The organism is Nannocystis punicea, from assembly GCF_026965555.1.
GTDB lineage: Bacteria > Myxococcota_A > Polyangia > Nannocystales > Nannocystaceae > Nannocystis > Nannocystis punicea.
In genome coordinates this window covers 4,117,129-4,141,969 of record NZ_CP114040.1, presented here as the reverse complement: position 1 = coordinate 4,141,969, position 24,841 = coordinate 4,117,129, and the positions used below count along the sequence as shown (strand labels likewise).

Here is a 24,841-nt window from a genome sequence, read left to right as displayed (position 1 = left end):
TGCGCTCCGAGCCCGCCGACGCCAAATCACTACGGCCCATCGTTCGAAGCCCTCGTCGACTGCCGGGCACCGCGCCGATCGACCTCCTGTTCGCCCGGACCGCCGCGGCCCCTCGTTCGACCACCTCGTCGACCGCCGTGCGCTCCGAGCCCGCCCGACGCCCATCGCCGCGGCCTCCCTGCCATCCGGCGCGCCCTCCTTCCTGGAGCCGACGCTCCTCGTCACTGCCCGGCCGGGCCGTGCACCGAGGCCGGCGCACGCCTCGCGATCTGCGATAGGCTGCGCGCGCGTGGCCACCGAGCACATCCTCACCCGCGGCACCGACACCATTCGCATCGTCCACGACGGTTGCGACCTCGTCACCGGCGAGGGCGAGCACAGCGTGACCCAGACCTTCGACGACGACGCCGAGGCCCGCTCGCACCTCGACTACGTCTTGCAGCGCCTGCGCCGCAACGGCTACGGCGTCAGCAGTCGTCACTTCACCCCCGAGCAGATCTCGCACGACGTCGCCGACGGCCTGTTCGAGTGGGACTCCGAGCATCACCGCCTCCGCTGCGTCTTCACCGACGACCCCGGCGTGCGGATCCGCTGCGAGCTTCTCCACGACGTCGCCGCTGCGCGCGAGGCCGTCGGCTTGCAGGTCGTGTGCGACCCGGCGAGCCCCGGCAACGCGCTGGCCGTCGCGCTGACCGAACGGCCGCTCCCGCGGGTGCGCAGCTTCGTCTTCGACACGCCGTTTCAGACCGTCACGCGCCAGCGCGACAACTCCCCCGGCCGACTCGAGCTCGTCCTGCAAGGCCTGCCCGCGCTCGAGTCGGCCTACGTCACCGGCGCCGTCGAGCTGCGCGGCTGCCGGCATGCCCGGCTCAAGCACCTGCACCTGCTCGGCGATCCGCTGCCGGCCGACGCCCTCGACGGCCTCGGCGCCAGCGAGTTCCCCGCGCTCGAGCGGCTGGTGCTGTGTCTCAGCCGCGACGACGAGCCGGTGGCGACCCGCGACGTCGTCCGCGCCCTGCGGCGGCTGCGGGCGCCCGCGCTGCGTCACGTCTACCTGTCGGGCAGCGACGACCTCGTGGCGCTGCTCGACGAGCTGGCCGCGACGCCGCTGCCCGCCCCGTGGACCGTCCTCTCGGTCGAGGGCGTCCTGCGCGACGAGGACGACCTGCTCGACGTCCTGCGAGCCCGCGCCGACGCCCTCGGCCGCCTCGGCCGCCTCGCCCTCCCGCTCGTCGACGACCTGTCCGACGACGCCGCCGAGCGCGTCGTGGAGATCTTGCCGCGCATCATCGACCGCGACGAGCTGCCCGACCAGCTGCTGCCGAGCGTCTACGAGGAGTGGTGAGGCATGTCCCTCCGGACATGTTCTACGGAGCATGTCCAGGAGGCCATGCCCATCAGGGCAGGCGCGTCTCCGGTGCGGCACGACCGACACGGCAGCGCTGTCACCTGCACCGCGTGCACCTCGGCCAGCGCCCCTGCATCCCGGGCGCAGAGGGAGTCGCTCGCGGCGGACAGCGTGACCCCCTCACCGCTGGCTGGCGAGCCACACCGCCGTCCGCCGCAGCCCCTCGTCGAGCTCGACCTCCGCGCGGAACCCCAGCACCTCCGCCGCGCGCTCGGTCACTGCCGCCGAGCGCGCGATCTCCCCGGGGCGCGCCGGCGCGAACGCGATCGTCCCCTCGCTCGCGCCGCAGGCCCGCTGGACCGCCGCGGCCAGCTCCACGATCGCCACCTCGCGCCCGGTGCCGACGTTGATCCCGCCCGGCTCTTCGGACATGCCCCCTAAAACATGTCCTTCGGCACCTGCCTCGATCGCCAGGCCGATCGCGCGGGCCACGTCGCCGACGTAGATCAGGTCGCGCGTCTGCGTCCCGTCGCCGAAGATCGTCAGCGGCTCGCCGCGACGGGCGCGCGCCAGGAACATCGCCACCACCCCCGAGTACGGACTCCCCGGGTCTTGCCGCGGCCCGTAGACGTTGAACAGGCGCAGGCACACCGTCCTCACCCCGTGCAGCGGCCCGAGGCAGCCGAGGTACAGCTCGGCCGCCCGCTTGGCCGCGCCGTAGGGCGACAGCGGGGTCGTCGGCTCCGTCTCCGCCACCGGCACCCGGCGCGGCTCGCCGTAGACCGCCGCCGACGACGCGAACACGAACCTGCGCACCCCGGCCGCGGCCGCCCACAGCATCAGCCGCGCGGTCGCGCGGAGGTTGACGTCGAGGTCGTCGATCGGCGCGGCGATCGATCGCACCACCGACGTCTGGGCCGCCAGGTGGACCACCGCCGCGAACGGCCCGTGGCCGGCGAGCAGCAGCCCGACCTCGCCGCGCACGTCGCCCTCGATCACCTCGACCGCCGGGTCGTCTGTCCATTCGGCCAGGTTCTCGCGCCGCCCCGTGCTGAAGTCGTCGAGCACCACCACCCGCCGGCCGGCCGCACGCAGCGCCGCGACCGTGTGCGAGCCGATGAACCCGGCCCCGCCGGTCACGAGCACCGCCTCGTTCATCGGCCCAGCCTATCAGCGCTGCGACGCCAGCGCGAACGGGTTGTCCGGCCACAGCGACGCGTCGCCCTGCACGATCTCCAGCTGCTGCTCCGCCAGCGGCAGCGCCATCTGCCGGTACAGCGCCGCAGTCGTGAACCCGTACGGCTCGCCGTCGGCGTTGCTGTACGCGAACACCACCCGACGCACGCTCGCCAGGTGCAGCGCCGCCAGGCACATCGGGCACGGCTGGCCGCTCGCGTACACCGTGCAGTCGTCGAGCCGCGCCCGCCCGAGCGCCGCGCCGGCCGCTCGCAGCGCCAGCATCTCCGCGTGGGCCGAGGGGTCGGGCCGCAGGTGCAGCTCGTTCACCCCCTCGGCCACGACCTGGCCCGCGCGCACCACCACCGCGCCGTAGGGTCGTCCGCCCGCGCGCACGTTGGCGCAGGCGAGCTCGAGCGCGCGGCGCAGGAACTGGTCGTCGTCGGTCACGGCTTCAGCATGCACGCGCCGGTCAGACTGCCAGCTGCACGCGATTCACGGCCACCTCTTCGCGGCCGTGGGGCAGCTCGAGGCCCTCGCCGGAGAACCGCGCGATCGCCACCGTCACGTTGTCGGGGCCGCCGGCGGCGCAGGCCGCCTCGGTCAGCGCCCGGCAGCAGCGCAGCGGGTCTTCGTAGCGGAGCATCAGCCCGAGGATCTGCTCGTCGGTGACCGGCCCGGTGAGGCCGTCGCTGCACAGCAGCAGCACATCGCCGGCACGCAGCTGGACCACGTCGAACTCCGGGCCCACGCGCGGCTGGACCCCGAGCGCCTGCAGCAGCACGTTGCGGTGCTCGTAGTCGCGGGCCTGGTCGGGGCGCAGGCGGCCGGCGGCGATCAGCTGGCCGACCACGCTGTGGTCGGTGGTGATCTGCGTCAGCGAGCGGCCGCGGCGGATGTACGCCCGCGAGTCGCCGACGTGGCCGATCAGCAATTCTGGCCCGAAGGCCAGGGCCGCGGTGAGCGTCGTGCCCATCCCGTGGCGCGCCGGGTCCTCGACCGCCGCCGCGCGGATCTTGTCGTTGACCGCCGTGATCGCCTCGTGCATCACGTCCTGGGCCGCGGCGGTGCTGGCGAACGGCGCCTTGCTGTGGACCACGGCCGACAGCACGTCGACGGCGATGGCCGACGCCACGTCGCCGGCCGCCGCCCCGCCCATCCCGTCGCACACCGCGATCAGCGTCCCGCGCGACGTCAGCGGCTGCACGCGCTGATGCGGCAAGAGCCCCCGCTCACCCGTCTGGAGGTTTTGGACCACGAAGTGGTCCTCGTTGCGCTTGCGGACGCAACCGACCTCGGTCCTTGCGAACACCTCGAGCTGCGCCACCTCAGTGCATCCTCACGCGGAAGATCTGGTCCCCGACCCGGAACATGTCGCCTGGTTGAAGGATGACATCCCCGCGGATCCTGAGATAGGTCCCGTTGGCCGAGCGGAGGTCGGTGAGGAGGACCGTCATCGCGTCTCCGCGCAGCTCCATCGCCAACTGCGCGTGTTGCCAGCTGACGAATGGGTCGGTGGGGAAGATGATGTCGCCGAGCTCGCGGCCGAACACGATCTGCGGGGCGCGCAGGCAGTGGACCTCGGCTTCGGCCCCGCCGACCCCGATCAGCGTCAAACGGCCCCAGGCCGGCTGCATCGGCGTGCCGAACAGGCGGGTCGAGTCGCCGTCGAGCTCCTGCTCGCGGCCGCCCGGGGGCAGGTTCTCGAGCCGCAGCAAATGGTGACCCACCAGGAAGAGATCGCCCGGAAACACCGGTTCCGGCCGCGAGATCCGGACATAGACCCCGTTGCGCGATCCCAGATCGCCCAGGCGGACCCCGCCGCCCGGCGCCGGCTCGAGCCGCGCGTGGGCCGGGCTCAGGAACTCGTCGCTCGGGAACATCAGGTCGCCCTGCTTGCGGCCCACCACCAGCGTCCCGCGCAGCGCCACCGACTCGCCCTCCGAGCCGTCGCGCTTGACCAGCACGATCCGCAGCGGCGCCGCCCCGGCCGACCGGCGCGACGACTCCACCGCCAGCCTCGCCATCGGCGCCGACCACGACGGACCGCCGGGCGAGCCCGTCACCGACACCGACGCCTGCTCGGCCGGCAGCGCCGCCTGACCCATCCGCGCCGTGTCCCCCGGGCCGGGCGACTCGCGCGGCACCGGCACGCCGTCGTCCGCCGCCGCTCGCGGGATCACGCGGGCCTGACCCCACGAGCCGCCGTCGTCGGAGCCGGCCGGGGCCTGGTTGTCGGCCTCGGCCTGGCTGGCGTTCGGGACAGGTACGACGACCTGCGGCGCCGGGCTCGCGGTCACCGCCGCGGGGGCGATCCCCGTCGCGGGTTCAGCGGCCTGGGCGACCGTCGGCTCGACCGCGGAAGAACGCGGCGCCGGATCGGGTACCGAGAGACGTGCCAGTTCCACCTCGCCCGAGCCCTCGAGCAAGCGCCGAGGGATCAACTTCATGCTCTGGGTGGTGGGGCGCGGCCGGCGGGAGTGCACCCGGAGGCCGCAGATCTGGCAGAACTCGAAGCCGTCGCCGAGTGGTTGCCCGCAGCGCGCGCACTTCGGGACCCCGCTCACTGGCGCCGGCGGCGACAGACGATAACCGCAGATCTCGCACGCGACGGCCTCCGGGGCGTGTTCGGTGCCACAGGCGGGACAGGGGATCCACTCCGTCATCGGCCTCATGCCTGGAGAAGGCTTGCCAGGGTCGCGCGCGTGGGATAGACCCGCGCTCGCCCGCTATTCGCCCCGTCAGGGTACCCGTCCGGCTCGGACCGCGTCAATTGAGCGTCGCCATCGCAAACTCAGGCTCGTCGCCGCCGCCCGCCGGGCCCGAGCAGTCCGCGCGGGCTTCGGGGCGCGCGTGGCTCTCCCGCGCCGACCGCTGCGCACTCACTTCGGCCCCGTCCTCACGGACCGGCGGCCCCGGATCGCCTCCGGCTCGCGCCCCCGGCCTCGTGCGCGCCGCCCTGCTCGTGGTCGCCGGGCTGTGTGCCCCGCTGCTGGCCGCCTGCGCCCCGATCGTGCGCCCCCCGAGCTTCGTCGGCGCGCGCGACATGGTCACCGACGCCTCGCTGATCGGCCCGTTCGACGGCCAGGTCGTCGACGCCGCCACCAGCGAGCCGATCGCCGAGGCCAATGTGGTTGCCGTCTGGTCGTACGACCGCGGCGACGGCTTCATCGGCCCGTGGGGCGCGGAAACGACCAGCGTCACCACCGACGCCGCGGGCCGCTACCGGATCCCCGCGGCCAAGTTGTCCGTGCGGGCCTCGACCGCGCGGCTCGTCGACGCCTACCTCATCGTCTACAAGCGGGGCTACGCCGGCTACCGCTCCGACGCGGTGCCGACCGGCGGCCCGCGCTCCGACTTCACGGTGCGCCACAACCGGGTCGAGCTGCGCAAGTGGCAGAACAGCGACTCGCACGCCGAGCACCTGCTGTTCCTCGACCCGCCGCGGCCGCTCCACAAGGCCGTGCGCTGGGAGGCCGAGCTGGCCAACCTCGACCTGTTCCGCGCCCTCGGCGGCGCCGGCGGCCCGGCGGTCGCGACCGCGGAGGATGAGCCCGGCAAGGCGACCGCGCCGGTGGTCGCCGAGGTGCTCGACGCCAGCGGCCTGCTCACGCCCGACGAGGTCCGCCAGCGCACCGGCTACACCGAGGCCTTCGAGGTCAAGGACCTCACCGACCTCAAGCGCACGCACTTCTACCACGGCGTCCACCTGCAGGCGATCGCCAGCGACGAGCGCCACGACCTCGCCCTGCGCGTCTGGAGCGCCCCGCCCGGCGGCATGGACCCGGTCGCGGCGACGATCCAGGAGACCTTCGGCAAGGTCAAACCGGCCGGCGACATCACCCCGGAGACGTGGAGCACCACCGCCGACGGCGTGCACGCGATCGGCTTCGTCGATCGCGAGCAGAAGATCGGCGTGCTGCTGACCTGCGGCGATCAGCAGTGCCACGACCTCGACAGCGCGCTGATCCTCGCCAAGCACGTCTATCGCAGCCTCGACCGCCTCAAGTCCGTCCCCGACCCGAACGCGGCGACGGCCACCCCCGCCGCGCCCGGCTCGAACCCCCCGGCCGCCCCGTCCAGCGTCCCGAGCGGCGCCGTCCCCGGCAAGACCGCCGCGCCGAGCGGCGCGGGCGCGAGCAACCCCGCCGGCGTCGCCAGTCCCAAGGGACAGGGCACTTCGACCATGTCCCCCGAGTCAGGCCCGACCACCGGCGCCACCGGTCCCAAGGGCCAGGGCGCTTCGACCATGTCCCCCGAGTCAGGCCAGCCGGCCGGGAAGGGCAAGCGGCCATGAGCGGCGGTCGCCTGCGCGCCTGGCTGCGGCGCTCCGCCCTCGCGACCGCGCTCGCCGTCGCCGCCGCGCCCGCGCCGGCGGCCGCGTGGGACGCCCGCGCGACCCACCTCGGCATGGTCGACCGCGCGCTCGTCGAGAGCGCGCTGCACCTGCGCTGGATGGCCGCCAGCGAGCTCCAGCGCGGCCTCTTCACCCCGCTGCGCGTCGACCCGAACCGCCTCAGCGCGCCCGAGCGGCGCATGCTGACCGCCGCCCTGCAGCACGGCGGCCTCCAGGCCCTCGGCGGCCCCGGCTCGTGCCCCGGCCTCGGCGCCCCGATCGAGACCCAGCGCTACTGCGTCCAGGGCGACCTGTGGGAGCTGCCTGCGCTGCAGTGGCTGCAGGTGGGCGTGCTCGCCGAGCTGGTGCCCTCCGCCCGCGCCGTCCATCACTTCGTCGACCGCGACGATCCGCTGCGCCGCGACTTCAGCGACCCGCAGCCGCGCCCCGGCGTGCTCCGCCTGCGCCAGGTCCGTCACAACGGCGGCTCGGCCGCGGCCCTGGCCACACAGACAGGTTTCTCGGGACAGGGCCCTTCGGTCATCTCCTTCCTGCGCGACCAGGCCGACCCGCTGGCCCCGCCGCAGATGTGGCACCACCTCGAGCTGTCCTCGACTCTGGCCGACCCGGCGGCGCGCGCCCACCACCTCGCCCTCGCGCTGGTCGGCCTCGGCGCGCTGCTCCACGTCGTCCAGGACCTCGCTGTCCCGGCCCACGCGCGCGGCGACGTCAGCGGCTTCTTCAGCCCGCTGTCGCCCAGCCCCGGCGACCGCGGCCTGCCGTTCGCCGAGCTGGCCCGGCTCGCGTTCGGCCGCAGCGCCCTGCCCGGCCGCCCCACCCAGGAGGAAGTCGGCCGCGCCCGCGGCATCCCGCTGGCCGGCTCGCTCGCCGAGCACCTGTTCGGCGGCGCCGCGGCCAGCAAGGAGCCTGGCGCATTGGTCCTGCCCGAAGGGACAGGTTACGAGGGCCTGGCGCTCTTCACCGCCCGCCGGTTCCTGTCCGAGGCCAGCGTCCCGGCCCCGCGCTTCCTCGAGGCCGAGCTCACGCCCGAGGCCGCCGCCGCCGAGCTGCTGCAGGGCAGCCGCCTCGACCCCGCCGAGCTCGAGGGCGCCCGCCTGCACCCGTGGCCGGCCCCTCGCGGCTACATCCAGAGCGGCACCGGCCGCCCCCTCGCCGCCTTCGACACCGACGACGACGGCCGCGTCCGCCCCTACGTCGACGAGGCCGTCTACCGCGAGCAGTTCGTCCACCTGGCCCCGCGCGCCATCGAGGTCACCCGCTCGCTGCTCGACTGGATGTGGCCGACCTGGCCCGAGCTGACCTTCGACGCCACCGCCGGCAACCTCGACTTCGTGGTCCCGCCCGGCCTCGTCGACGCGGTGGTGCTGGTCCTCCGCCAGGACGCCGCCGGCGCGCGCACGATCGTCCGCAAGATCGCCCTCCGCCCCGGCGAGCGCAACCGCGTCACCGGCGTCCCCACCGGCCTCGGCGAGGGCGAGCGCGCAGTCGTGGTCCTGCGCGCGAAGCGAGCCGGCGGCGAGCCGCTCCTGCTCGAGCACGTGCTCGGCGGCGAGAGCAAGGTCTACCCGATCGTGCCCGCGCCCTACGTCCCGCCGCCGCCGGAAGAGCCCGCCGCGCCCGAAGTCGAGGCGGAGCCGGAGCCCGAGCCCGTCGCCGAGCCCGAGCCCGAGCCCGAGCCCGAGCTCGCGCCGACGACCAGTCCCAAGGGACAGCCCGCCAGGTCGCCGAGCAAGACGAAGGGTCAGCCGGTCGAGCCCGCCACCGGCACCACGGGTCAGCCCGCCGCCAAGGCGACCAGCCCCAAGGGACAGCCCGCCAAGGCCAAGGGCCAGCCCGCAGAGCCGACCAGTCCCGAAGGACAGCCGGCCGGCAAGAGCGCCAAGCCCCCCGCCGACGCCACCAGCCCCAAGGGACAGCCCGCCGCCAAGCCCCCGGCCGACGCCACCAGTCCCAAGGGACAGCCCGCCGCCAAGCCCCCGGCCGACGCCACCAGCCCCAAGGGACAGGCGTCTCCGAGCGGCAAGAGCAAGGGCTGAGCGCCTCCTGGCGGACCGCTCCGCGAGACGAGCGGTCCATCCCTGCAGCTGTCTCCAAAGACAGCTCATCGGACCCTCGCAAGCACGGCGGCGAGCATCTCACCCTCACCGCTCCCGTCTCGCGCGACCGGTCACCTGTCCTCAGAGGCAGCTCATCGGCCGATGCCGACGACGGACGGTTCCGAGGTCACCAAGAGACCCCCTCGCCGCTCCCCTATCGCGCGTTCGACCACCTGTCCTCAAGGTCAGCTCATCGGCGCGACGGCGGACGGTCTCCGAGATCACCAGCAGCCCCCTCGCCGCTCCAGTCTCGCGCGACCGCTCACCTGTCCTCAGGGGCAGCTCATCGACCGATGCCGACAGACGGCATCCCGCGGTCACCGGCCCCGGCAGACCCGCCGCTCCCACTCGCGCCTCGCGGAACCACCATGGCTGCGACCTGAACATCGTTCGCATCACGCCGTGTCGGCGGAGTGCGGAGCGGCACGCCGGACGCCGTCGTCACCGCGAGACGGCACACACGACTCCCTGGAGCCGACGACCGCGACAGGCCGGCCGTCCGTACCGGCGCCCGCCGCGGCGACCGTCCGGATCGGCTGCCGCGGCTGCGCCCCGCGGGGGTTCGTCAGGCGCCCAGGCGGCTGTGCTACACCTCCCCGCCGTGTCGACCGAGCGAGACGACGACGGCCTGATGTTGCCGCCCCTGGACGAGCGGCGCACGCTGCTCGACCAGCTGGCCGCGCTCGTCAAGGCGCGGGGTCCCGCGACGCTGCTCGTCGCGCCGCTGCTCGAGCCGAGCGCGAAGTTCTTCCCCGATCGCTGGCAAGGCGGCGAGGGCAGCCTGCGGCGGCTCGTGCGGCGGTTGCTCAGCTACGCCGGTCTCGGCCAGCTGCGGGTCGAGGTCGCCATCTACGACGCCGATCCATCTCGTCGTGGCGAGGTGATCGGCAAGCCGAGCTCGGCGCGCGGCCACGACCTCGTCGTCTGGTTCGCCGGCCTCGAGCGCGACCTCGTCAAGGTCGGCGCCGAGAGCTCGGCCATGGTCGACCCGCACACCATCGTCGCCGCCGCCGCGCGCGTGGTCGCCCACGTCTATCGCCGCCACTTCGGCCTCGCCACCGCCGACGCCTTCGACCCGCGCATCGACCTCACGGGAGTCTTCCTCGGCTTCGGCGTGCTCACTGCCGACGCCGCGCTGCGCTACACCGTCCGCACCGCCGCCGGCCCGATGCAGACCCGCCGCACCCCCGTGCGGCTCGGCGTCCTCTCGCCGCAGGCGCTGTGCTTTCTCCTGGCCGCCCAGCTGCACGCGCGCGGCCTCCCGCGCGCCGAGCGGCAGCGGATCGGCAAGCTCTTGCAGGCCAACCAGGCCGCGTTCCTGCGCCACGCCTACGTCGCGCTCGAGCGGGCCGAGCCGCCGGTCGGTGCACAGCTCGGCCTGCCGCCGCCGGAGCAGTGGCCCGCCGCGCCCGACCTCGCCGCGCTCACCGTCCCGTTCGCAGACGACCCCGACGTCGCCCCCGAGGCCCGGCGTGACGAGGATCCCGGCATCGCTGGCATCAACGCCGGCAAGCCCGTGTTCCGCGTCGAGCGCAGCATGGCCGCGCGGCTCGGTCGCACCCTCGGCATGGGCGCGCTCATGCTCGGCGGCGTGGTCGCCGGCATGAAGGGCGGCCTGCAGCTCGAGGCCGGCACCATCCCCATGATCGCCGTCGGCCTCGGCGTCAGCGGCCTCGTCCTCGGCCGCTTCCTCCGCGAGTCTCGCTGCTCCGAGCCGCGCTGCGGCGCTTCGCTCGCCCCCGGCGACAAGGTCTGCCCGCGCTGCGGCGGCGACGTCGTCGGCGTCATCCACCACCCGCGGGAGCGCCTGGCCGCCGAGGACGCGTGGCGCCGCGCTCACCCCGACGCCGGCGAGCCCGACCCCGCCGAGTCGACCCGGGCCGCCGCGCCGCCAGCCTCCTGAGCCCGGCGCCGCTCCGCCGCCCCGCGGGCATGTCCCTCACGACATGCCCAAATGGACATGCTCGATCGCGCATGCCCGATCGGACATGCACCTTCGCTCATGCCCCCTTATTGTCGAGAAAATCGCCGGACGAGCCGCCGCACCTCGTCCGGGCGCAGGAACGCCAGGTAGCTGGCCAGGGTCATCGGCGTGAACCACTCGACGTACATCATCATCTGGATGCCGACGTGCATCGCCACGCCGAAGCCGAGGAACAGCCAGCGCATGTCGGGGATCTTCCGCCAGCGCTCGCGCAGCCAGTGGGCCAGCACGAACCCGCTGAACCCGACCTCCCAGGCCAGCACCAGCCAGGTGATCGGGCGCAGCACGTACGGCTGCAACATCGCCAGCGCGCGCGTCAGGTCGAAGTGGCGGTTGTAGGGGCTGACCAGGGAGAAGTAGATCGCGGTCCCCTCGGACTTCCAGGTCGCCCCGTGCTTGGCCAGCCCGGTCGACGTGTACATCACCGCCAGCTGCAGGTGCACGATCCGCCGGCACCACACCGGCACCGGCCCGCCCTTGCCGCGCCAGCGGGCGTCGAGGCTGAGCCCGCGGCCGGTCGGCATCAGCGCCAGCCACACGATCAGCGCCGAGTGCAGCTGGTCGGGCATCGCGTAGAGCAGCGGGTTGCGGCCGACCATGCTGACCCACACCAGCGCGCTGAACAGCGCCGCCGGCCGCGTGAACAGCCCGACCAGCCACAGCAGGTGCGCCACCACTCCCGCGGCGAAGATCGCCTGCACCGCCAGCGGGTCGTCGATCATGAAGAACAGCGACCAGCGGGTCGGGAACGCCTGGCGCGCGTACTGTCCGGCCAGCGGCGACGCGGCGGAGAAGTACTCCGCCACCGCGCCGACGTGCGACAGGAGGCTGGCGGTGAACACCGCCACCAGCCCGATCCGCAGCAGCCCGAGCGCCGCCGGGTCCTCGCGGCCGGTCAGCAGCGCGTCGCGCAGCCGGGCCAGCCGCCCGCGGCTGTCCTTCGCGCCATGTCCTTCACGACCTGCGCCTTCCGCCACATCCCCCGCCCCGCCGCCGGGCCCCGCCGACTCGAGCGTCACGGCCGCTCGCCCGTGGCTGTCCTTCGCGCCATGTCCTTCACGACCTGCGCCTTCCGCCCCGTCCCCCGCCCCGCCGCCGGGCCCCGCCGACTCGAGCGTCGCAGCCGCTCGCTCGCGGCTGTCCTTCGCGCCATGTCCATCCGGACCTGTCGCAGCATCCAACTCACGCCGCGCTCCGGGCCCTTGCGCGTCCTGCTCTCCCGGCCCCATCGCCTCAGCCATGTCGCGCCCGCGCGTCTGCCAGCATGTCGCGCACCGGCCAGGTCTTGCAGTCGACGGTCGCCAGCGGCTTGCGGTCGACCGGCCCGAGCCCTGGTTTGCCGGCCAGCACCCGGTCGGGCGGGGTGAAGCGCCGGCGGACCCGCTCGGCCACGATCTTGCGCGGCGGCTCCTCGCGGGCCAGGGCCTCGCGGACGCACAGCGAGCGCAGGTACCACAGGCGGTTGTTGTTGGGCTTGTCGGGGTTCAGCACCGCGTAGTAGCGCCAGATGTCGACCCGCGTCTTGCGCCACGCCCACGTCGTGCCCCAGCCGCTCTGCGCCTGCTCGGCCTCGACCAGCGCCTCGCGGCGGCCGTCCTGGAACTCGGCGTAGACCGCGAGGTACGTGTGCGCGCGGGTCGGGTCGGGCGCGTACATGTTCCAGGTCTGGACCACGCTGATCTTCTTCTGCCACTGCGCCAGCGTCGACGGCACCTCGCCGAGCGCCGCGTTCGGCAGCGACGGCCCGACGATCAGCAGCGCCAGCGCCAGCGGCAGGAGCGTGTTCCAGGCCGTCGACAACCTGTCCCGAAGGCCAGCCATGTCGCTAGCGCCGCCTCCGCGCGCGCCGCAGCCCGAGCAGCGCCAGCAGGGCCAGCGGCGCCGGGGCGCCCTCGCTGCGGCAGGCGCAGCTCGCCTCCGGCTCGGAGGTGTGGACCTCCGACGCGTCGACGCCCTGCCCGTCGGTCACCTCCTCCGGCGGCCCGACGTCGACCGTGACCGTGCCCTCGTCGAGGAACTCGGGCGGCACGCTGACGATCGACGTCCCGCTGGCGACCTGCTCGCCGGAGGTCAGGTTGGCCAGCGCCACGTGGACCACCTCGCCGGGCCGGAACCCGCGCAGCACCAGCTGGTTGTCGGACTCGCCGAGGCGGCTGGCCACCAGCTGGTGGTCCCAGTCGCCGGTCACCTGGATCACCTCGCGCACCGAGCCCTTGTTCGAGCCGTCGGGGTTCTTGTCGACCGCCGTCAGCGTGTACTCGAACGCGATCGGCTCGTCGGCCCGCTTGAGCAGCACCACCACCCCGGCCGGGTTGCCGGGCGGCCCCGCGTCGCCGCCGAGGCGGAAGCGCACGATCACGTTGTCGCTGCCCTGCGGCACCTCGTGGCGCAGCTGCATCGGCCCCGGGAAGAACGGCGTCACCGCGGTCGTCTTCCCGCGCAGGTACAGCGACGCCCCGGCCGCGACCTTGTCCGGGTCGACGTGCACGCGCGGGCAGTCGTACAGCCCGCGCGCGTCGAAGCCGCGGACCAGCTGATCGACGTCGCTCTCGGTCCACTCGCCGCGCGCCAGCGCCTCCTCGGCGATCTCGAGCACCGCGAGGCTCGCCGTCTCGAGGTCCGCGTCGCTCGGCAGGCGCGGCAGCAGCTCGAACACCACCGGGTCCATCTTCTCGCGGCCGATCCGCTTGCGGGCCGCCCACATCGCGCCCATGAACGGCTCGCCGTCGTTGTGCACCTGGCCGACGGTGTTGTCGGGGCAGCGCTTGGTGTTCTCGGCGTTGCGGATCGCGTTGCCGTAGCCCGGCCAGAAGCGGGCCACGTAGTCGCCGAGCAGCGGCTCGTTGGTGAGGATCACCGAGAAGTAGTCGGCGATCGCCTCGTTGAGCCCGCCGGCGTCGTTGAGCACCCCGTCGCTGCGCAGCGTGCGGTCGCCGAGCCCGTTCGGCGTCAGTAGCGACACCATCCCGTGGCCGAGCTCGTGGTAGACCACGTCGCCGTCGTAGCCGAAGTCGACCGCCGCGCCCTGGCCGAAGATCATCGTCGGCCCCTTCTCCGGGTCGCAGGTGTTGGTCCAGTAGGCGTTGTTGAGCGGCGTGTAGTCGAGGTCCGGGTAGGCCGTCGACAGCTCGGTCGTGCGGTAGTTGGCGAGCATCGTCGACAGCTCGCACTTGAACGCGTCGACGCCGAAGCGCGCCATCTCGTCGATGAAGCGCTCGGCGTGGTAGTACATCGACAGCTCGGCGTAGAGGTCGTCGTCGTCGGCGTTGTCTTCCGGGAAGATGACGTCGGGCAGCGGCAGGAAGAAATCGCCGTTGTCGTCGGACATCGCGCGGTGGAGCGCGTAGCACTTGCCCTCGGCCCACCACGGCTGGATCTGGTCCTCGGGCGGCGCTTCGAGCGTGCAGTTGAACGAGCGGATCCGGTCGCCCTCGAGCGGCTGCCCCGGCCCGGTCGCGTGGATCCCCGCCAGCTCGACCTCGACCGGCACCGGCGTCGACGCCGGGTTGGTCTTGAACACCCGCGCCCGCGACGACCGCACGTGCTCCCACTCGTCGAGGACGATGCCCGAGCTGGCCGACACCCAGATCGTCTTCTTGCTCGGCTCCGGGTCCCACTGCAGCGGCAGCTCGACCTCGTAAGCCAGCACCGGCTCGCCGAGGATCAGCTTGTAGACCAGAGTGCCCGGCTCCTCCGGCCCCTCCGCGCTCGCGTGGGCCGCCGCGATCGCCTCCGCCTCCGCGGCCCCCAGCCGCGCCTCCTCCGGCCGCAGCTGCGGACCCGCGAGCGGCCGCGAGGACGCGACCTCGCGCTCACCTGTCTTATCGGACAGCACCGTGGCGAACGCCCCGCGCACCGGCAGCCCGTGCAGCGTGTACGACTTGTGAGCCACGGTGGCCGCCCCGTCGCGCAGCGCCATCGGCAGCGCGCGGGCCTCCGCGGCCAGATCCGTCGGGGTCGGCCCGGCGGAGGCGCGCGGCCACGCGACGCACAGCCCGAAACCGAACCCGAACCACCGCAAGCTCCGCGCGACCGTCATGAGCGCTCCTGCCGAGGTCATCAGCATACCCAAGATCGCCGGCCGGGCGGCGGCGAAGACCGCCGCCTCCTCTCACCCCAGGTCGCGCCGGCCGGGCCTGCCACGGCGCGCGGCGCGACGCAAATTGGACGTTCCCCCGGCAAATCACTTAGCCTGGCCGGGTGCGCCCCTCGTTCGGCCAGCGCCTCGCAATCGCCGCCGCGCTCGGCGTGTGCTGCCTCGCTCCGCCCAGCTCGGCCGCGGCCCCTGCCCCCGAGTCCGCGCCTGCCGCCGCGCCGACCGACCTCGCCGGCCAGATCGACCTCCTGCTGCAGGCCAAATTCCTGGCCCGCGCCCGCATCGGTCTGCTCGTGGTCGACATGGCCACCGGCGCCCGCCTCTACGAGAAGAACCCCGACCTCGGCCTCAACCCGGCCAGCAACATCAAGCTCGTCACCACCGCCGCCGCGCTGTCGCTCCTCGGCCCCGAGCACCGCTACGTCACCCGCGTGTACGCCAAGAAGGGCGCGCTCAAGGGCCACACCGTCGACGGCGACATCTACCTCAAAGGCGGCGGCGACCCGTCGCTCGTCACCGCCGACCTCTATCAATTGGCCAGCGACCTGCGGGCCCTCGGCGTCACCAAGGTCACCGGCGGCCTCGTGATCGACAGCAGCGCCTACGACCGCGACGAGCTGCCGCCGCTGTTCGACCAGAAGGACGAGCTGGCCTCGTTCCGCGCCCCGGGCGGGGCCACTGCCGTCAACTTCGGCACCTACGTGGTCCTCGCCCGCCCCGGCGCCGGCGAGGGCGACCCGGCGATCGTGGCGATCGATCCGCCGGTCCCCTCGCTCAAGCTCAAGAGCAACACCGCCACCACCGCCACCGGCGCGCGCAACCAGCTCAAGCTCGCCATCGGCACCACCGACGACGGCGTGGTCGAGATCGCCGTCGACGGCGCCATCGGCAAGGACGCCGCCGCGGCCGAGTACCGCTACCCGGTCGCGCGCCCCTCGGAGTACGCCGGCGAGGTGTTCCGCCTGGTCCTCAAGCAGCGCGGCGTCGGCCTCGGGCGCAGCGCGGTCAAGTTCGAAGCTGTCCCCGAGGACAGCGAGCGCCTGGCTCTGGTCCGCAGCGAGCCGCTCAGCGTCCTGGTCCGCAGCGTCAACAAGCTGTCGAACAACTACGTCGCCGAGCACATCCTCAAGAGCCTCGACGACCACACCCCGGCCAGCTTCGCCGGCGGCCTCGCGCGCGTGCGCACCTGGCTCGCGGGCGTCGGCGTCGGCGTCGACGGCTTCGTCTACAACAACGGCTCCGGCCTCTACGACGCCAACCGGATCAGCGCCGCGCAATTGGTGCAGCTGCTGATCGCAGTCCACCGCGACTTCCGCTACGGCGCCGACTTCCTCGCCTCGCTGCCGATCGCCGGCGTCGACGGCACCCTGCGTTCGCGCATGCAGGAGGGCCGGGCCGCCCGGTTCGTGCGCGCCAAGACCGGCTCCCTGGACGGCGTCTCCACGCTCTCGGGCTACGCCGGCGCGGTCGGCCGCCCCCCGCTCGCCTTCGCCATCCTCTTCAACGACCTCGACGTGTTCGCCGCCTCGCAAGCGCGCGATCTCCAGAACCAGATCGCAGAGCTGCTCGCCGGCACCGTCGCGGCCCGGCCCTGACTACTATCGTCCGCCTGAGCCCGGTGCTAGCCTGCGGCGATGAAGCACGTCGCCCTCGTCCTCGGAGCGCTCCTCGCCGGCGCCCCGCTCACCGCCCGCGCCACAGTGTTCGAGGACGGCAACAGCGCCGCGCCCCCGCAGGCCGACGCGGCCGCGCAGGCCGAGGCCCCGCCGCCGGGCTGGGACGCCCTCAGCCCGCAGCAGCAGGAGAAGCTGGCGCAGCTCGACGAGGCCGGCCTGCAGGCGCTGGCCGGCAAGATGGATCGCGGCGAGGCGCTCAGCGACGACGAGAAGATGATCGCCGAGGGCCTGGCGACCCTCATGACCGCCGAGTTCGACGGCAAGCTGACCTATCAGACAGGTGACATCAAGGTCGGCGACGGCCTGGCCACCCTGCACCTCGGCCAGGACTACCGCTTCCTCGGCCCGGCCGACGCCCGGCGCGTGATCGAGGAGGCGTGGCACAACCCGCCCGGCGAGCAGCCGCTCGGCATGATCGTCCCGGCCAAGCTGAGCCCGGCCGACCCGCGCGGCTGGGGCGTCGTCGTCTCCTACGTCGAGGAGGGCCACGTCGACGACGCCGACGCCGCCGGCATCGACTACGACGAGCTGCTGGCGCAGATGAAGGAGGCGACCGAGAAGGAGAACGAGTCGCGCAAGGCCATGGGCTTCCCCGCGATGCACCTGGTCGGCTGGGCCGAGCCGCCGCACTACGACCAGGCGCGCCACAGCCTCTACTGGGCCAAGGAGCTGGGCGGCGACGAGGGCGGCGAGAACTCGCTCAACTACGCGGTGCGCGTGCTCGGCCGCAAGGGCGTGCTCGAGCTCAACGCGGTGTCCGGCATGAGCCAGCTGGCCGACATCCGCCCCGAGATGGAGAAGATCTACGGCCTGGTCGAGTTCGACGACGGCAACCGCTACAGCGACTTCAACCCCGACATCGACACCGTCGCCGCCTACGGCATCGGCGGCCTGATCGCCGGCAAGCTGGCCGCCAAGGCCGGCCTGTTCGCCCTCCTCGCCAAGGGCGGCAAGTTCATCGTCCTCGCCATCGTCGGCCTGTTCGCCGGCATCCGCGCCTGGTTCACGCGCAAGAAGGACTAGCCTCTCGGGACATGTCCCTGAGAGCATGTCCTTCGGGATAGCCGCACCATGCAGCGCATCGTCATCGAGGATCGCTTCACCCAGTGGAAGGTCGCCTGCTTCGCGGCCGACCGCGGCCTCGTCTTCTACGACAAGATCCCCGAGAGCGACGCCAACCCCGAGGAGGTCATCTGGGCCAGCCGCGACGGGGCCACGCGGCTGCACCGGCTCGACGATCGCTTCTTGAGCATCGCCTACCTCGTCGTCGACGGCGCGGAGGAGGCGAGCCTGGCCGCCGGGGCGATCGACGAGCTCGACGGCCTGTCGCTGGCGACGCTCCTCGCCGCCCTGGCCGTGGACCCGCGCGCGGCGCGGGCCTTCCCGGTGATCGCCTCGCTCGGCGTGCTCGCGCCGCCCTCGTTCGAGCCCCGCGTGTTCGACCATCTGTCCCGGCTGCTGGCCGACGAAGAGCCGTCGCTGCGGAGCAAGGCGCTCAACGCCGCCGCGTATCCGACCTGGCCGGAGTTCCTGCCGCTGCTGGAAGCGATGGCCAACGACGACCCGGACCTCGCGGTGCGCGAGCGGGCCGCCGTCGCCCTGGCCGCGTTCCGCCGCCACCTCTCCGGCGCAGCGACATGACGACCGCGACGGCGGTCCGCTTCGATCGGTCTCTCGGGACATGTTTTTAAGGGCATGCCCTCGGAGGCAGGCCCGACTCGGCCGCCCGGCGGGCGCCGCCCCCGCCGGCTTCCGTGCCTGACTTTCGGGACACCTGAGAAAGCAGTTCGTCGGCGCGCGTCACTGCGCGCGGCGCTCGCTCGGGGGGATCGGCCCTGGCCCGCGGGCTTGCGGACGCGGCGGCGCCCGACCTTCGCTCACGAGCGCCGCGATCGCCGTGCGCACCGGTCTGCGCAGCCGCTCGACGCGGCGGAGCATCTCGCCGCGGGATCGATGTTCCGCCGCCGCTGCGCCGCGCTGTCGGAGTGACGCACTGCGCATTCGATTGCACACCGCCTGCGTCATGCAGGACGGCGTGCTCAGCAAGCCTGCGTCAGAATTTGTCCCTCCCGATCGGGGCGCGTATCGTCATCCCTCGGCACTTCGGGGTCGCAATGGACGTCGGCATCATCACCAACCCCAACTCGAAGAAGAACTACCGCCGGCCGCAGCGTCGGCGCGCCCTCGAGCAGGCCGTCGGCCGTTACGGCGCGGTCGTCGAGACCCGCCGCCTCGACGAACTCCCGCGGGCAATTCGTAACCTGCGTGAGGCCGGCTGCCGCTACTTCGTGTGCGACGGCGGCGACGGCACCCTCCACTGGGTCCTCAACACCCTCCACGCCGACGCCCAGCAGACCGGCGCGGCCCGCCTCCCGATCGTCGTCCCCACCAACGGCGGCACCGTCGACTTCGTCGCCCGCAAGGCCGGGCTCAAGGGCGACGCCGATTCGATCGTCCGCCGCCTGGTCGGCCGGCTCGAGCGCGGCGAGCCGATCCCCACCGTCACGATCGACACCTGCAAGATCGTCGGCAGGCCGATCGGACAGGAACTTTCGGACAGCCCGCAGGCGCCCGCGTTCGAGCGCGTCGGCCTGGCCGCCGCGCTCGGCGGCGTCGCCCAGGCGTTCTTCGACCGCTTCTACGCCCTGCCCAAGGAGCGCGGCGCCCTCGCCATCGCCGGGGTCATCGGCGCCGCGGCCGGCGGCGCCCTGGTCAGCACCCTCGCCAGCAACCTCGCCCCGCCGCTGCAGCGCTTCATCCCCGACGAGATGCGCAGCTACGCCACCGACTTCTTCCGGCCCACGCGCGCCCGGGTCGAGGTCGACGGCCGCGAGCTCCCGTTCGCCAGCTTCGCCTCGATGCAGGTCGGCGCGATCGACATCAACCTCGCCGGCGTCGTCCGCTGCTTCCGCCACGCCCGCGAGGGCGGCGTGCTCCACTTCCAGGCGCTCGACACCACCCCGATCGGCGTCGTCGCCAACGTCCCCAACATCGTCCTCGGCACCCCGATCCTCGGCCGCAAGGTCTACGACGACAAGGCCCGCCGCGTGCGGATCACCGCCGAGGACGGCGAGGCCCTGAACCCCGTGATCGACGGCGAGCAGTTCCACGGCCTCGGCCACGTCGAGCTCACCCTCGGCCCCCGCGTCGAGCTGCCCACCTTCGCCTCCAACTGATCGCGCCCCGCCGCGGACCCCGGCTTCCCCTCGGGCCGCCGGGGTTCGTCGCGACGACGATCGAGTGACATGTCCCAAAGGTCATGTCACCCGTCCGCGGCATGCTCTCCGCCTGTCCCCGCGGACATCCCTCCCACGCCCCGCTCACCTGTCCCCGCGGACATCCCTCCCGCGCCCCGATCACCTGTCCCCGCGGACATCCCACCCGCACCTCGGCCGAACCTGCCACCGCGACCGCGGTGAGGCGCGCGTCGCCCCTTTGTGCGCCCGCGCCCCCACCGAGCTCGCCGGAGGGCCCCTCTGCTCCCCGCCCGCGAGCTTTTACCGACCTCTTACCGACGCCGCCGCGATCTGTGCCACGATCCTCGGCGTGACCGAGCCTGCCCCGCGGATCTTGATCGTCGAGGACGAGCCGGCGATCCGTCACGGCCTCGTCGAGCTGTTCCGCTCGCAGGGCTACAACCTCGAGGTCGCCGAGGACGGCCACGCCGCGCTCGCGCGGCTCGCCTGCGCCGAGTTCGACCTGGTCCTCCTCGACATCATGCTGCCGGGCGTCGACGGCCTCGGCGTCCTGCGGCAGACCCGGGCCCGCGGCGACCTCGTGCCGGTCCTCGTCCTCACCGCGCGCGGGGCCGAGGCCGACATCGTCGCCGGCCTCGACGCCGGGGCCGACGACTACGTCACCAAGCCGTTCGGGATCCGCGAGCTCCTCGCCCGCGCGCGCGGCCTGCTCCGCCGCGCCCGGCCGGCGCCTGCCAGTCAGTCGTTCCGCGTCGGCGACGTCCTCGTCGACCTCGCCCGCCTCGGCATCACCTGGCCCGGGGGACAGCTCGAGCTCACCGCCCGCGAGGGCCTGATCCTCGACTTCCTGCGCACGCGGCCCGGCGTCGGCGTCACCCGCGAGGAGCTCCTCACCCAGGTGTGGGGCTACCACGACGGCACAGTCCGCACCCGCACCGTCGACGTCCACATCCTCCAATTGCGCGGCAAGCTGCGCCAGCTGCCCGGCGGCGACGACTGGATCGGCACCGTCCGCGGCCGCGGCTACCGCTGGGACGCGCGATGAGCCCCGCCCGCCGCCGCACCCTCGCCCTCGGCCTCGGGGTCGCCGCGCCGACCCTCGCCCTCGCTCTCGGCTGGCTGTTCGCCGGCCTGCGCGAGCGCACCATGCTCGCCGAGCAGCGCCAGGACGAGCTGGTCCAGGCCGCCGAGCTGCTGCGGGCCGCCGTGCGCGAGAGCCTCGAGGAGCTGCGCCGCCGCGAGGACGCGCGCCCGTTCGAGCACTACGGCCGCTTCTACCGCCCGCCCGAGGTGCTCGCGCTCGGCGAGGCCGTCGCCCTCTCGCCGCTGGCCGGCGAGCCCGACGACCCGCGGATCTCCGCCTACTTCCAGCTCGATCCCGACGGCCGCGTGCGCACCCCCTACGCGCTCGAACCCGGCGGGTCGCCGCGCGCCCTCGCCGTCGAGGCCACCGTCGCGGGCCCCGAGTTCGCCCCGCTGCGCGCCCTCAGCTTCGGCAGCGCCGCCCCGGCCGGCGACCAGTCGCTCACCCTCGCCCTCAACGACATGGGCAACGCCGCCTACCGCGACCTCGCCGACGCCCGCCGCGGCGACGCCCTCGCCGCCGAGCGGGCCCAGAAGGTCCGCCTGCCGCAGACCAGCCGCAACCTCGTCACCTGGGACGCGATCCAGAGCCAGCAGGCCCAGAGCGCCCCCCCGCCGCAGCAGGCCAGCGCCGAGCCGGTGTTCGAGGCGATCCAGCAGCAGCAGCGCCCGGCCTCATTCAAGGGCAATGTCCCTTCGGACGGGTCCGGTAGGACATTGCCGAAGAAACATGTCGTCGAGGACATTCCCCAAGAGTCAGGTCCGAGCCTCGACTACTCGCCGATGGCCTACCTGCGGCTCGGCGAGACCGTCGTCCTCCAGCGGGTCGTCAGCCACGCCGGCGCCGGCTCGGTCCAGGGGGCGGTGCTCGACCGCGGTCGGCTCGCGGGCGAGTGGCTCACCGCGCTGGTCGCCCGCCACGCCCTGCCGGAGGCCACCCCGACGCTCGCCGCGTCCGCCGCCACCGCCTCCTGCGCGCTCGCGCGGCCGGTCCACGACGAGGTCCTGCCCGACCTCTCGTTCTGCTTCCCCGCCCCGGCGCCTCCGCCCGGCGGCTCGCTGGCGCTGCAGCTCGGCGTCCTGCTCGGCCTCGGCGGCGTGGTCGCGGCGGCGATCGTCGCCATCGCCCGGGCCGCGCGGCGGTCCGACGAGCTGTCGGCGCAGAAGACCGCCTTCGTGTCGGCGGTCTCGCACGAGCTGCGGACCCCGCTGACCACCCTGCGGATGCACGCCGAGATGCTGCAGGAGGGCCTCGTCGCGTCCGAGCGGCTGCCCGTCTTCTACGACGACCTCGCCCACGAGAGCGTGCGACTGAGCCGCCTGGTGGAGAACGTCCTCGCGGTCGCCCAGCTCGAGGAGGGCCGGCGCGTCCTGCAGCTGCGGCCGGGCGATCTCGCCGCGCAGATCCGCGACATCGTCGACGACCAGGCGCGTCACGTCGAGCGGCGCGGCTTCCCCCCGGTCGAGCTCGCTCTGCCCGACGAGCCGGTGACCGTCCGCAGCGACCCGCAGGCCGTCGAGCAGATCCTCGTCAACCTCCTCGACAACGCCCTCAAGTACGCCGCCGACGCGCGCGCGGCCGGCCTGCGCGTGGAGCTCGCAGCCCGGGGCGACCACGCGGTCCTGCGCGTCCAGGACCGCGGCCCTGGGATCCCCGAGGCCGACCGCGACCGCGTGTTCGACCGCTTCTACCGCGTCGCCCGTGAGCGCGACGCCCACACCCCGGGCACCGGCCTCGGCCTCGCCCTCGTGCGCGAGCTGGCCCGCGGGCACGGCGGCGAGGCCGTGGCGGTCGCGCGGCCGGGCGGCGGGGCCGAGCTCCAGGTCCGCTTCCCGCTCACCCCCGCCCCGGCCGCGGCCACCTGATCGTCGCGTCGCGCCACGCCGCGGCGGCGCTGCGTCTCGCCACACCGCGGCCGCCCGTCGCCGCGCGCAGCCGGCCGGCCTCGAACAATCTCGCAGACTTGCGGCCGGCCCCTCGGCGTCGGGCGGAAGTACGCGTCTTGCTGAGGCCAGGTGCCGGGGGCAAACTAATGCACGCTCGCCCCCATTGAGGAGCTCAGCATGATCCGCCGCGCCGCCCCGCTCGCCGCCGCTCTCGCCGTCACGCTCGCCTGCCCCGAGGTCTTCGCCAGTCCTTGGGGACATGTCCCTGCGAACCTGTCCCTTCGTTCCAACGTCCAGCCGACGGAGACGACCGTCACCGTCGAGACCGGCCCCGCGCCGGCCGCTCCGGCCCCCGCCGCGCCGGCCCCCGTCGCCGCGCCCCAGCCCTACGCCGACCCCGCCGCGGCCGCCCCGGTCGCCGAGGGCCCGCAGCCCTACGCCGACCCCGGCACCACCCCCACCGTCGGCTACGCGCCGCCTCCGCCGATGCCCCGCAAGCGCCGCAAGGGCTTGATGATCGGCGGCTGGGTCATGTTCGGCTCGTCGTACCTGGCGACCGCCTTCGTCGCGGCCATCGTCCACGACACCTGCAACCTGACCCGCAACCCCAACTGCAAGAACGCCGCGGCCTTCAGCCTGATCCCCGCGATCGGCCCGTTCATGGCCATCCCGTACATCGAGACCGACGCGATCACGCCGAAGGTCCTGATGGCCTTCCCGGCGCTGGTCCAGATCGCCGGCCTCACCATGGGCATCATCGGCACCGTCCAGTTCGTCCGCGACGGCCGCGAGCCGCGCTACGTCGGCGTCGACGGCCTCAAGCTCGGCAACAAGCTGCGCCTCGGCGTCGCCCCCACCCGCTTCCTCGACGGCGGCACCCTCACCCTCGGCGCCCGCTTCTGACCTCACGCTCCGCGTCTTCTGCTCCGCGTCCTCGCCACGCTCTGCGTCTTCACCACGCTCCGCGGCCCACCCCTCGCAAACGGTCACCTGAACGCAAGGACCTGTCCTCATGTTCACGTCACGCATCGCCGCCCTCACCGCCGCCGTCAGCCTCGTCGGCCTCCCGCTGGTCCCGAACACCGCCGCCGCCAGCCCCTACCTCCTCAAGCTGCACGCGGACGGTGACGTCCCGGCGGGTTACGCCCCGGCCGGCACGCACGAGGTGATCGTCGAGGCCGTCCCGGTGCCCGAGGCGCCGCCGGCCCCGCCGGAGCCGGTGGTGACCGAGGCCGTGGTCGTCACCGCGCCGACGGTGCAACCGTACAACGACCCCTCGCTGCGCGGCCCGACCACCACCACGGTGATCGTCGCCCCGCCGCCGGCCCCGCCCGTGGCTCCGCGGCGTCCGCCCCCGCCGCCCAAGCGCGGCCTCGGCCTCATGATCGCCGGCTTCTCGATGTTCGGCACCACCTACTTGCTCACCGCCTGGGCCGGCGCCATGAGCCACGACGGCCACGGCGGCTGCAACCGCACCAAGTACGACTGCCGCGAGATGGGCAAGGCGCTGATGGTCCCGTTCATCGGCCCGATGCTGGCCTCGCAGAACTCCGACAGCGCGCGCGAGACCTTCGGCCTGTTCCTCGTCTCCGGCATCCAGATCGCCACCTTCGCCATGGGCCTCGTCGGCGCCGTCCGCTACTCCCGCTTCAAGCGGTGGGAGCGCGGCCTCGCCGGCATCCCGCTCGGCAAGTCCGGCCTCGCCGTCCAGCCGATGCCCCGCTTCGACGGCGGCGGCCTCGGCCTCAACTACCGCTTCTGAGCGCGGCTCCTCGCCCGCCAGCTCGGCCCGCGGCGCCCTGCCCCGCGGGCCGACGCGCGTCCGGCCTCCGCCGCGGCCTCCCGAGGGCTCCGCCCTGCTCAGAAAGCTGTACCCGAGGACATGTCCTTCGGTTCATTCGCGCCAGCACGGCCGCGACGCCCCGCGGCCCCGCTGTGCGG

Annotated in this window: 19 protein-coding genes; 12 read left to right on the top strand and 7 right to left on the bottom strand. The window is 73.7% G+C overall.

Features of this window, described 5'->3' with window-relative positions:
• Positions 1-289 precede the first annotated feature (289 nt).
• The gene (locus O0S08_RS15920) at positions 290-1,345 is read left to right on the top strand and encodes a hypothetical protein (RefSeq protein ID WP_269039998.1); all 1,056 of its coding nucleotides are present in this window, start codon (positions 290-292) and stop codon (positions 1,343-1,345) included.
• Between the two features lie 183 nt (positions 1,346-1,528).
• Here O0S08_RS15920 and O0S08_RS15915 read toward each other — a convergent pair whose 3' ends face one another.
• Genes O0S08_RS15915 through O0S08_RS15900 form a run of 4 tightly spaced genes read right to left on the bottom strand, consistent with a single transcriptional unit; the run spans position 1,529 to position 5,190 of the window.
• Entirely contained in the window at positions 1,529-2,506 is a 978-nt protein-coding gene (locus tag O0S08_RS15915; protein ID WP_269039997.1) for an NAD-dependent epimerase/dehydratase family protein, read from the bottom strand.
• A 12-nt stretch (positions 2,507-2,518) separates the two neighbouring features.
• Complete coding sequence (locus tag O0S08_RS15910; RefSeq protein WP_269039996.1) at positions 2,519-2,974, bottom strand: nucleoside deaminase; 456 nt, start codon at positions 2,972-2,974, stop codon at positions 2,519-2,521.
• Positions 2,975-2,996: 22 nt separating this feature from the next.
• Positions 2,997-3,851, bottom strand: a complete 855-nt coding sequence (locus tag O0S08_RS15905) for a PP2C family protein-serine/threonine phosphatase (RefSeq protein ID WP_269039995.1) — start codon at positions 3,849-3,851, stop codon at positions 2,997-2,999.
• 1 nt (position 3,852) lies between these two features.
• Positions 3,853-5,190: an FHA domain-containing protein gene (locus O0S08_RS15900; RefSeq protein ID WP_269039994.1), complete on the bottom strand. Its 1,338-nt coding sequence runs from the start codon at positions 5,188-5,190 to the stop codon at positions 3,853-3,855.
• A gap of 281 nt (positions 5,191-5,471) precedes the next feature.
• On the opposite strand from O0S08_RS15900, the gene O0S08_RS15895 reads away from it, so the two are divergent.
• The 3 genes from O0S08_RS15895 (at position 5,472) to O0S08_RS15885 (ending at position 10,880) form a co-directional block, all read left to right on the top strand.
• Positions 5,472-6,821 carry a carboxypeptidase-like regulatory domain-containing protein gene (locus O0S08_RS15895; protein ID WP_269039993.1) on the top strand — a complete coding sequence of 450 codons (1,350 nt, stop codon included), beginning with the start codon at positions 5,472-5,474 and terminating at the stop codon, positions 6,819-6,821.
• Positions 6,818-8,917, top strand: a complete 2,100-nt coding sequence (locus O0S08_RS15890; protein ID WP_269039992.1) for a hypothetical protein — start codon at positions 6,818-6,820, stop codon at positions 8,915-8,917. Before O0S08_RS15895 ends, O0S08_RS15890 begins: the two co-directional genes overlap by 4 nt.
• Before the next feature lie 661 nt (positions 8,918-9,578).
• A complete protein-coding gene (locus O0S08_RS15885) occupies positions 9,579-10,880 on the top strand; it encodes a zinc ribbon domain-containing protein (RefSeq protein ID WP_269039991.1) in 1,302 nt (433 codons plus the stop codon).
• A 107-nt stretch (positions 10,881-10,987) separates the two neighbouring features.
• On the opposite strand, the gene O0S08_RS15880 is transcribed toward O0S08_RS15885, so the two are convergent.
• From O0S08_RS15880 to O0S08_RS15870, 3 genes are all read right to left on the bottom strand, one after another.
• Complete coding sequence (locus tag O0S08_RS15880; RefSeq protein ID WP_269039990.1) at positions 10,988-11,980, bottom strand: HTTM domain-containing protein; 993 nt, start codon at positions 11,978-11,980, stop codon at positions 10,988-10,990.
• A gap of 214 nt (positions 11,981-12,194) precedes the next feature.
• On the bottom strand, positions 12,195-12,782 hold the full coding sequence (locus O0S08_RS15875) for a hypothetical protein (RefSeq protein ID WP_269039989.1): 588 nt from the start codon (positions 12,780-12,782) through the stop codon (positions 12,195-12,197).
• 4 nt (positions 12,783-12,786) lie between these two features.
• Complete coding sequence (locus O0S08_RS15870) at positions 12,787-15,000, bottom strand: MYXO-CTERM sorting domain-containing protein (RefSeq protein ID WP_269039988.1); 2,214 nt, start codon at positions 14,998-15,000, stop codon at positions 12,787-12,789.
• 161 nt (positions 15,001-15,161) lie between these two features.
• Here O0S08_RS15870 and dacB point away from each other — a divergent pair, with 161 nt between their 5' ends.
• From dacB to O0S08_RS15830, 8 genes are all read left to right on the top strand, one after another.
• On the top strand, positions 15,162-16,652 hold the full coding sequence (gene dacB, locus O0S08_RS15865) for a D-alanyl-D-alanine carboxypeptidase/D-alanyl-D-alanine endopeptidase (RefSeq protein WP_269039987.1): 1,491 nt from the start codon (positions 15,162-15,164) through the stop codon (positions 16,650-16,652).
• 39 nt (positions 16,653-16,691) lie between these two features.
• Positions 16,692-17,756 (top strand): DUF2167 domain-containing protein, encoded by a 1,065-nt coding sequence (locus O0S08_RS15860; RefSeq protein ID WP_269039986.1) that lies wholly within the window; start codon positions 16,692-16,694, stop codon positions 17,754-17,756.
• A gap of 48 nt (positions 17,757-17,804) precedes the next feature.
• Entirely contained in the window at positions 17,805-18,374 is a 570-nt protein-coding gene (locus O0S08_RS15855) for a HEAT repeat domain-containing protein (RefSeq protein WP_269039985.1), read from the top strand.
• 473 nt (positions 18,375-18,847) lie between these two features.
• Positions 18,848-19,909, top strand: coding sequence for a diacylglycerol/lipid kinase family protein (locus O0S08_RS15850; RefSeq protein WP_269039984.1), 1,062 nt, complete (start codon positions 18,848-18,850; stop codon positions 19,907-19,909).
• 370 nt (positions 19,910-20,279) lie between these two features.
• Positions 20,280-20,975 carry a response regulator transcription factor gene (locus O0S08_RS15845; RefSeq protein ID WP_269039983.1) on the top strand — a complete coding sequence of 232 codons (696 nt, stop codon included), beginning with the start codon at positions 20,280-20,282 and terminating at the stop codon, positions 20,973-20,975.
• Positions 20,972-22,879, top strand: coding sequence for a sensor histidine kinase (locus O0S08_RS15840; RefSeq protein ID WP_269039982.1), 1,908 nt, complete (start codon positions 20,972-20,974; stop codon positions 22,877-22,879). Before O0S08_RS15845 ends, O0S08_RS15840 begins: the two co-directional genes overlap by 4 nt.
• Positions 22,880-23,077: 198 nt before the next feature.
• Positions 23,078-23,803 carry a hypothetical protein gene (locus tag O0S08_RS15835; RefSeq protein ID WP_269039981.1) on the top strand — a complete coding sequence of 242 codons (726 nt, stop codon included), beginning with the start codon at positions 23,078-23,080 and terminating at the stop codon, positions 23,801-23,803.
• 109 nt (positions 23,804-23,912) lie between these two features.
• Positions 23,913-24,662, top strand: coding sequence for a hypothetical protein (locus tag O0S08_RS15830; RefSeq protein WP_269039980.1), 750 nt, complete (start codon positions 23,913-23,915; stop codon positions 24,660-24,662).
• The last annotated feature ends 179 nt before the right edge of the window (positions 24,663-24,841 follow it).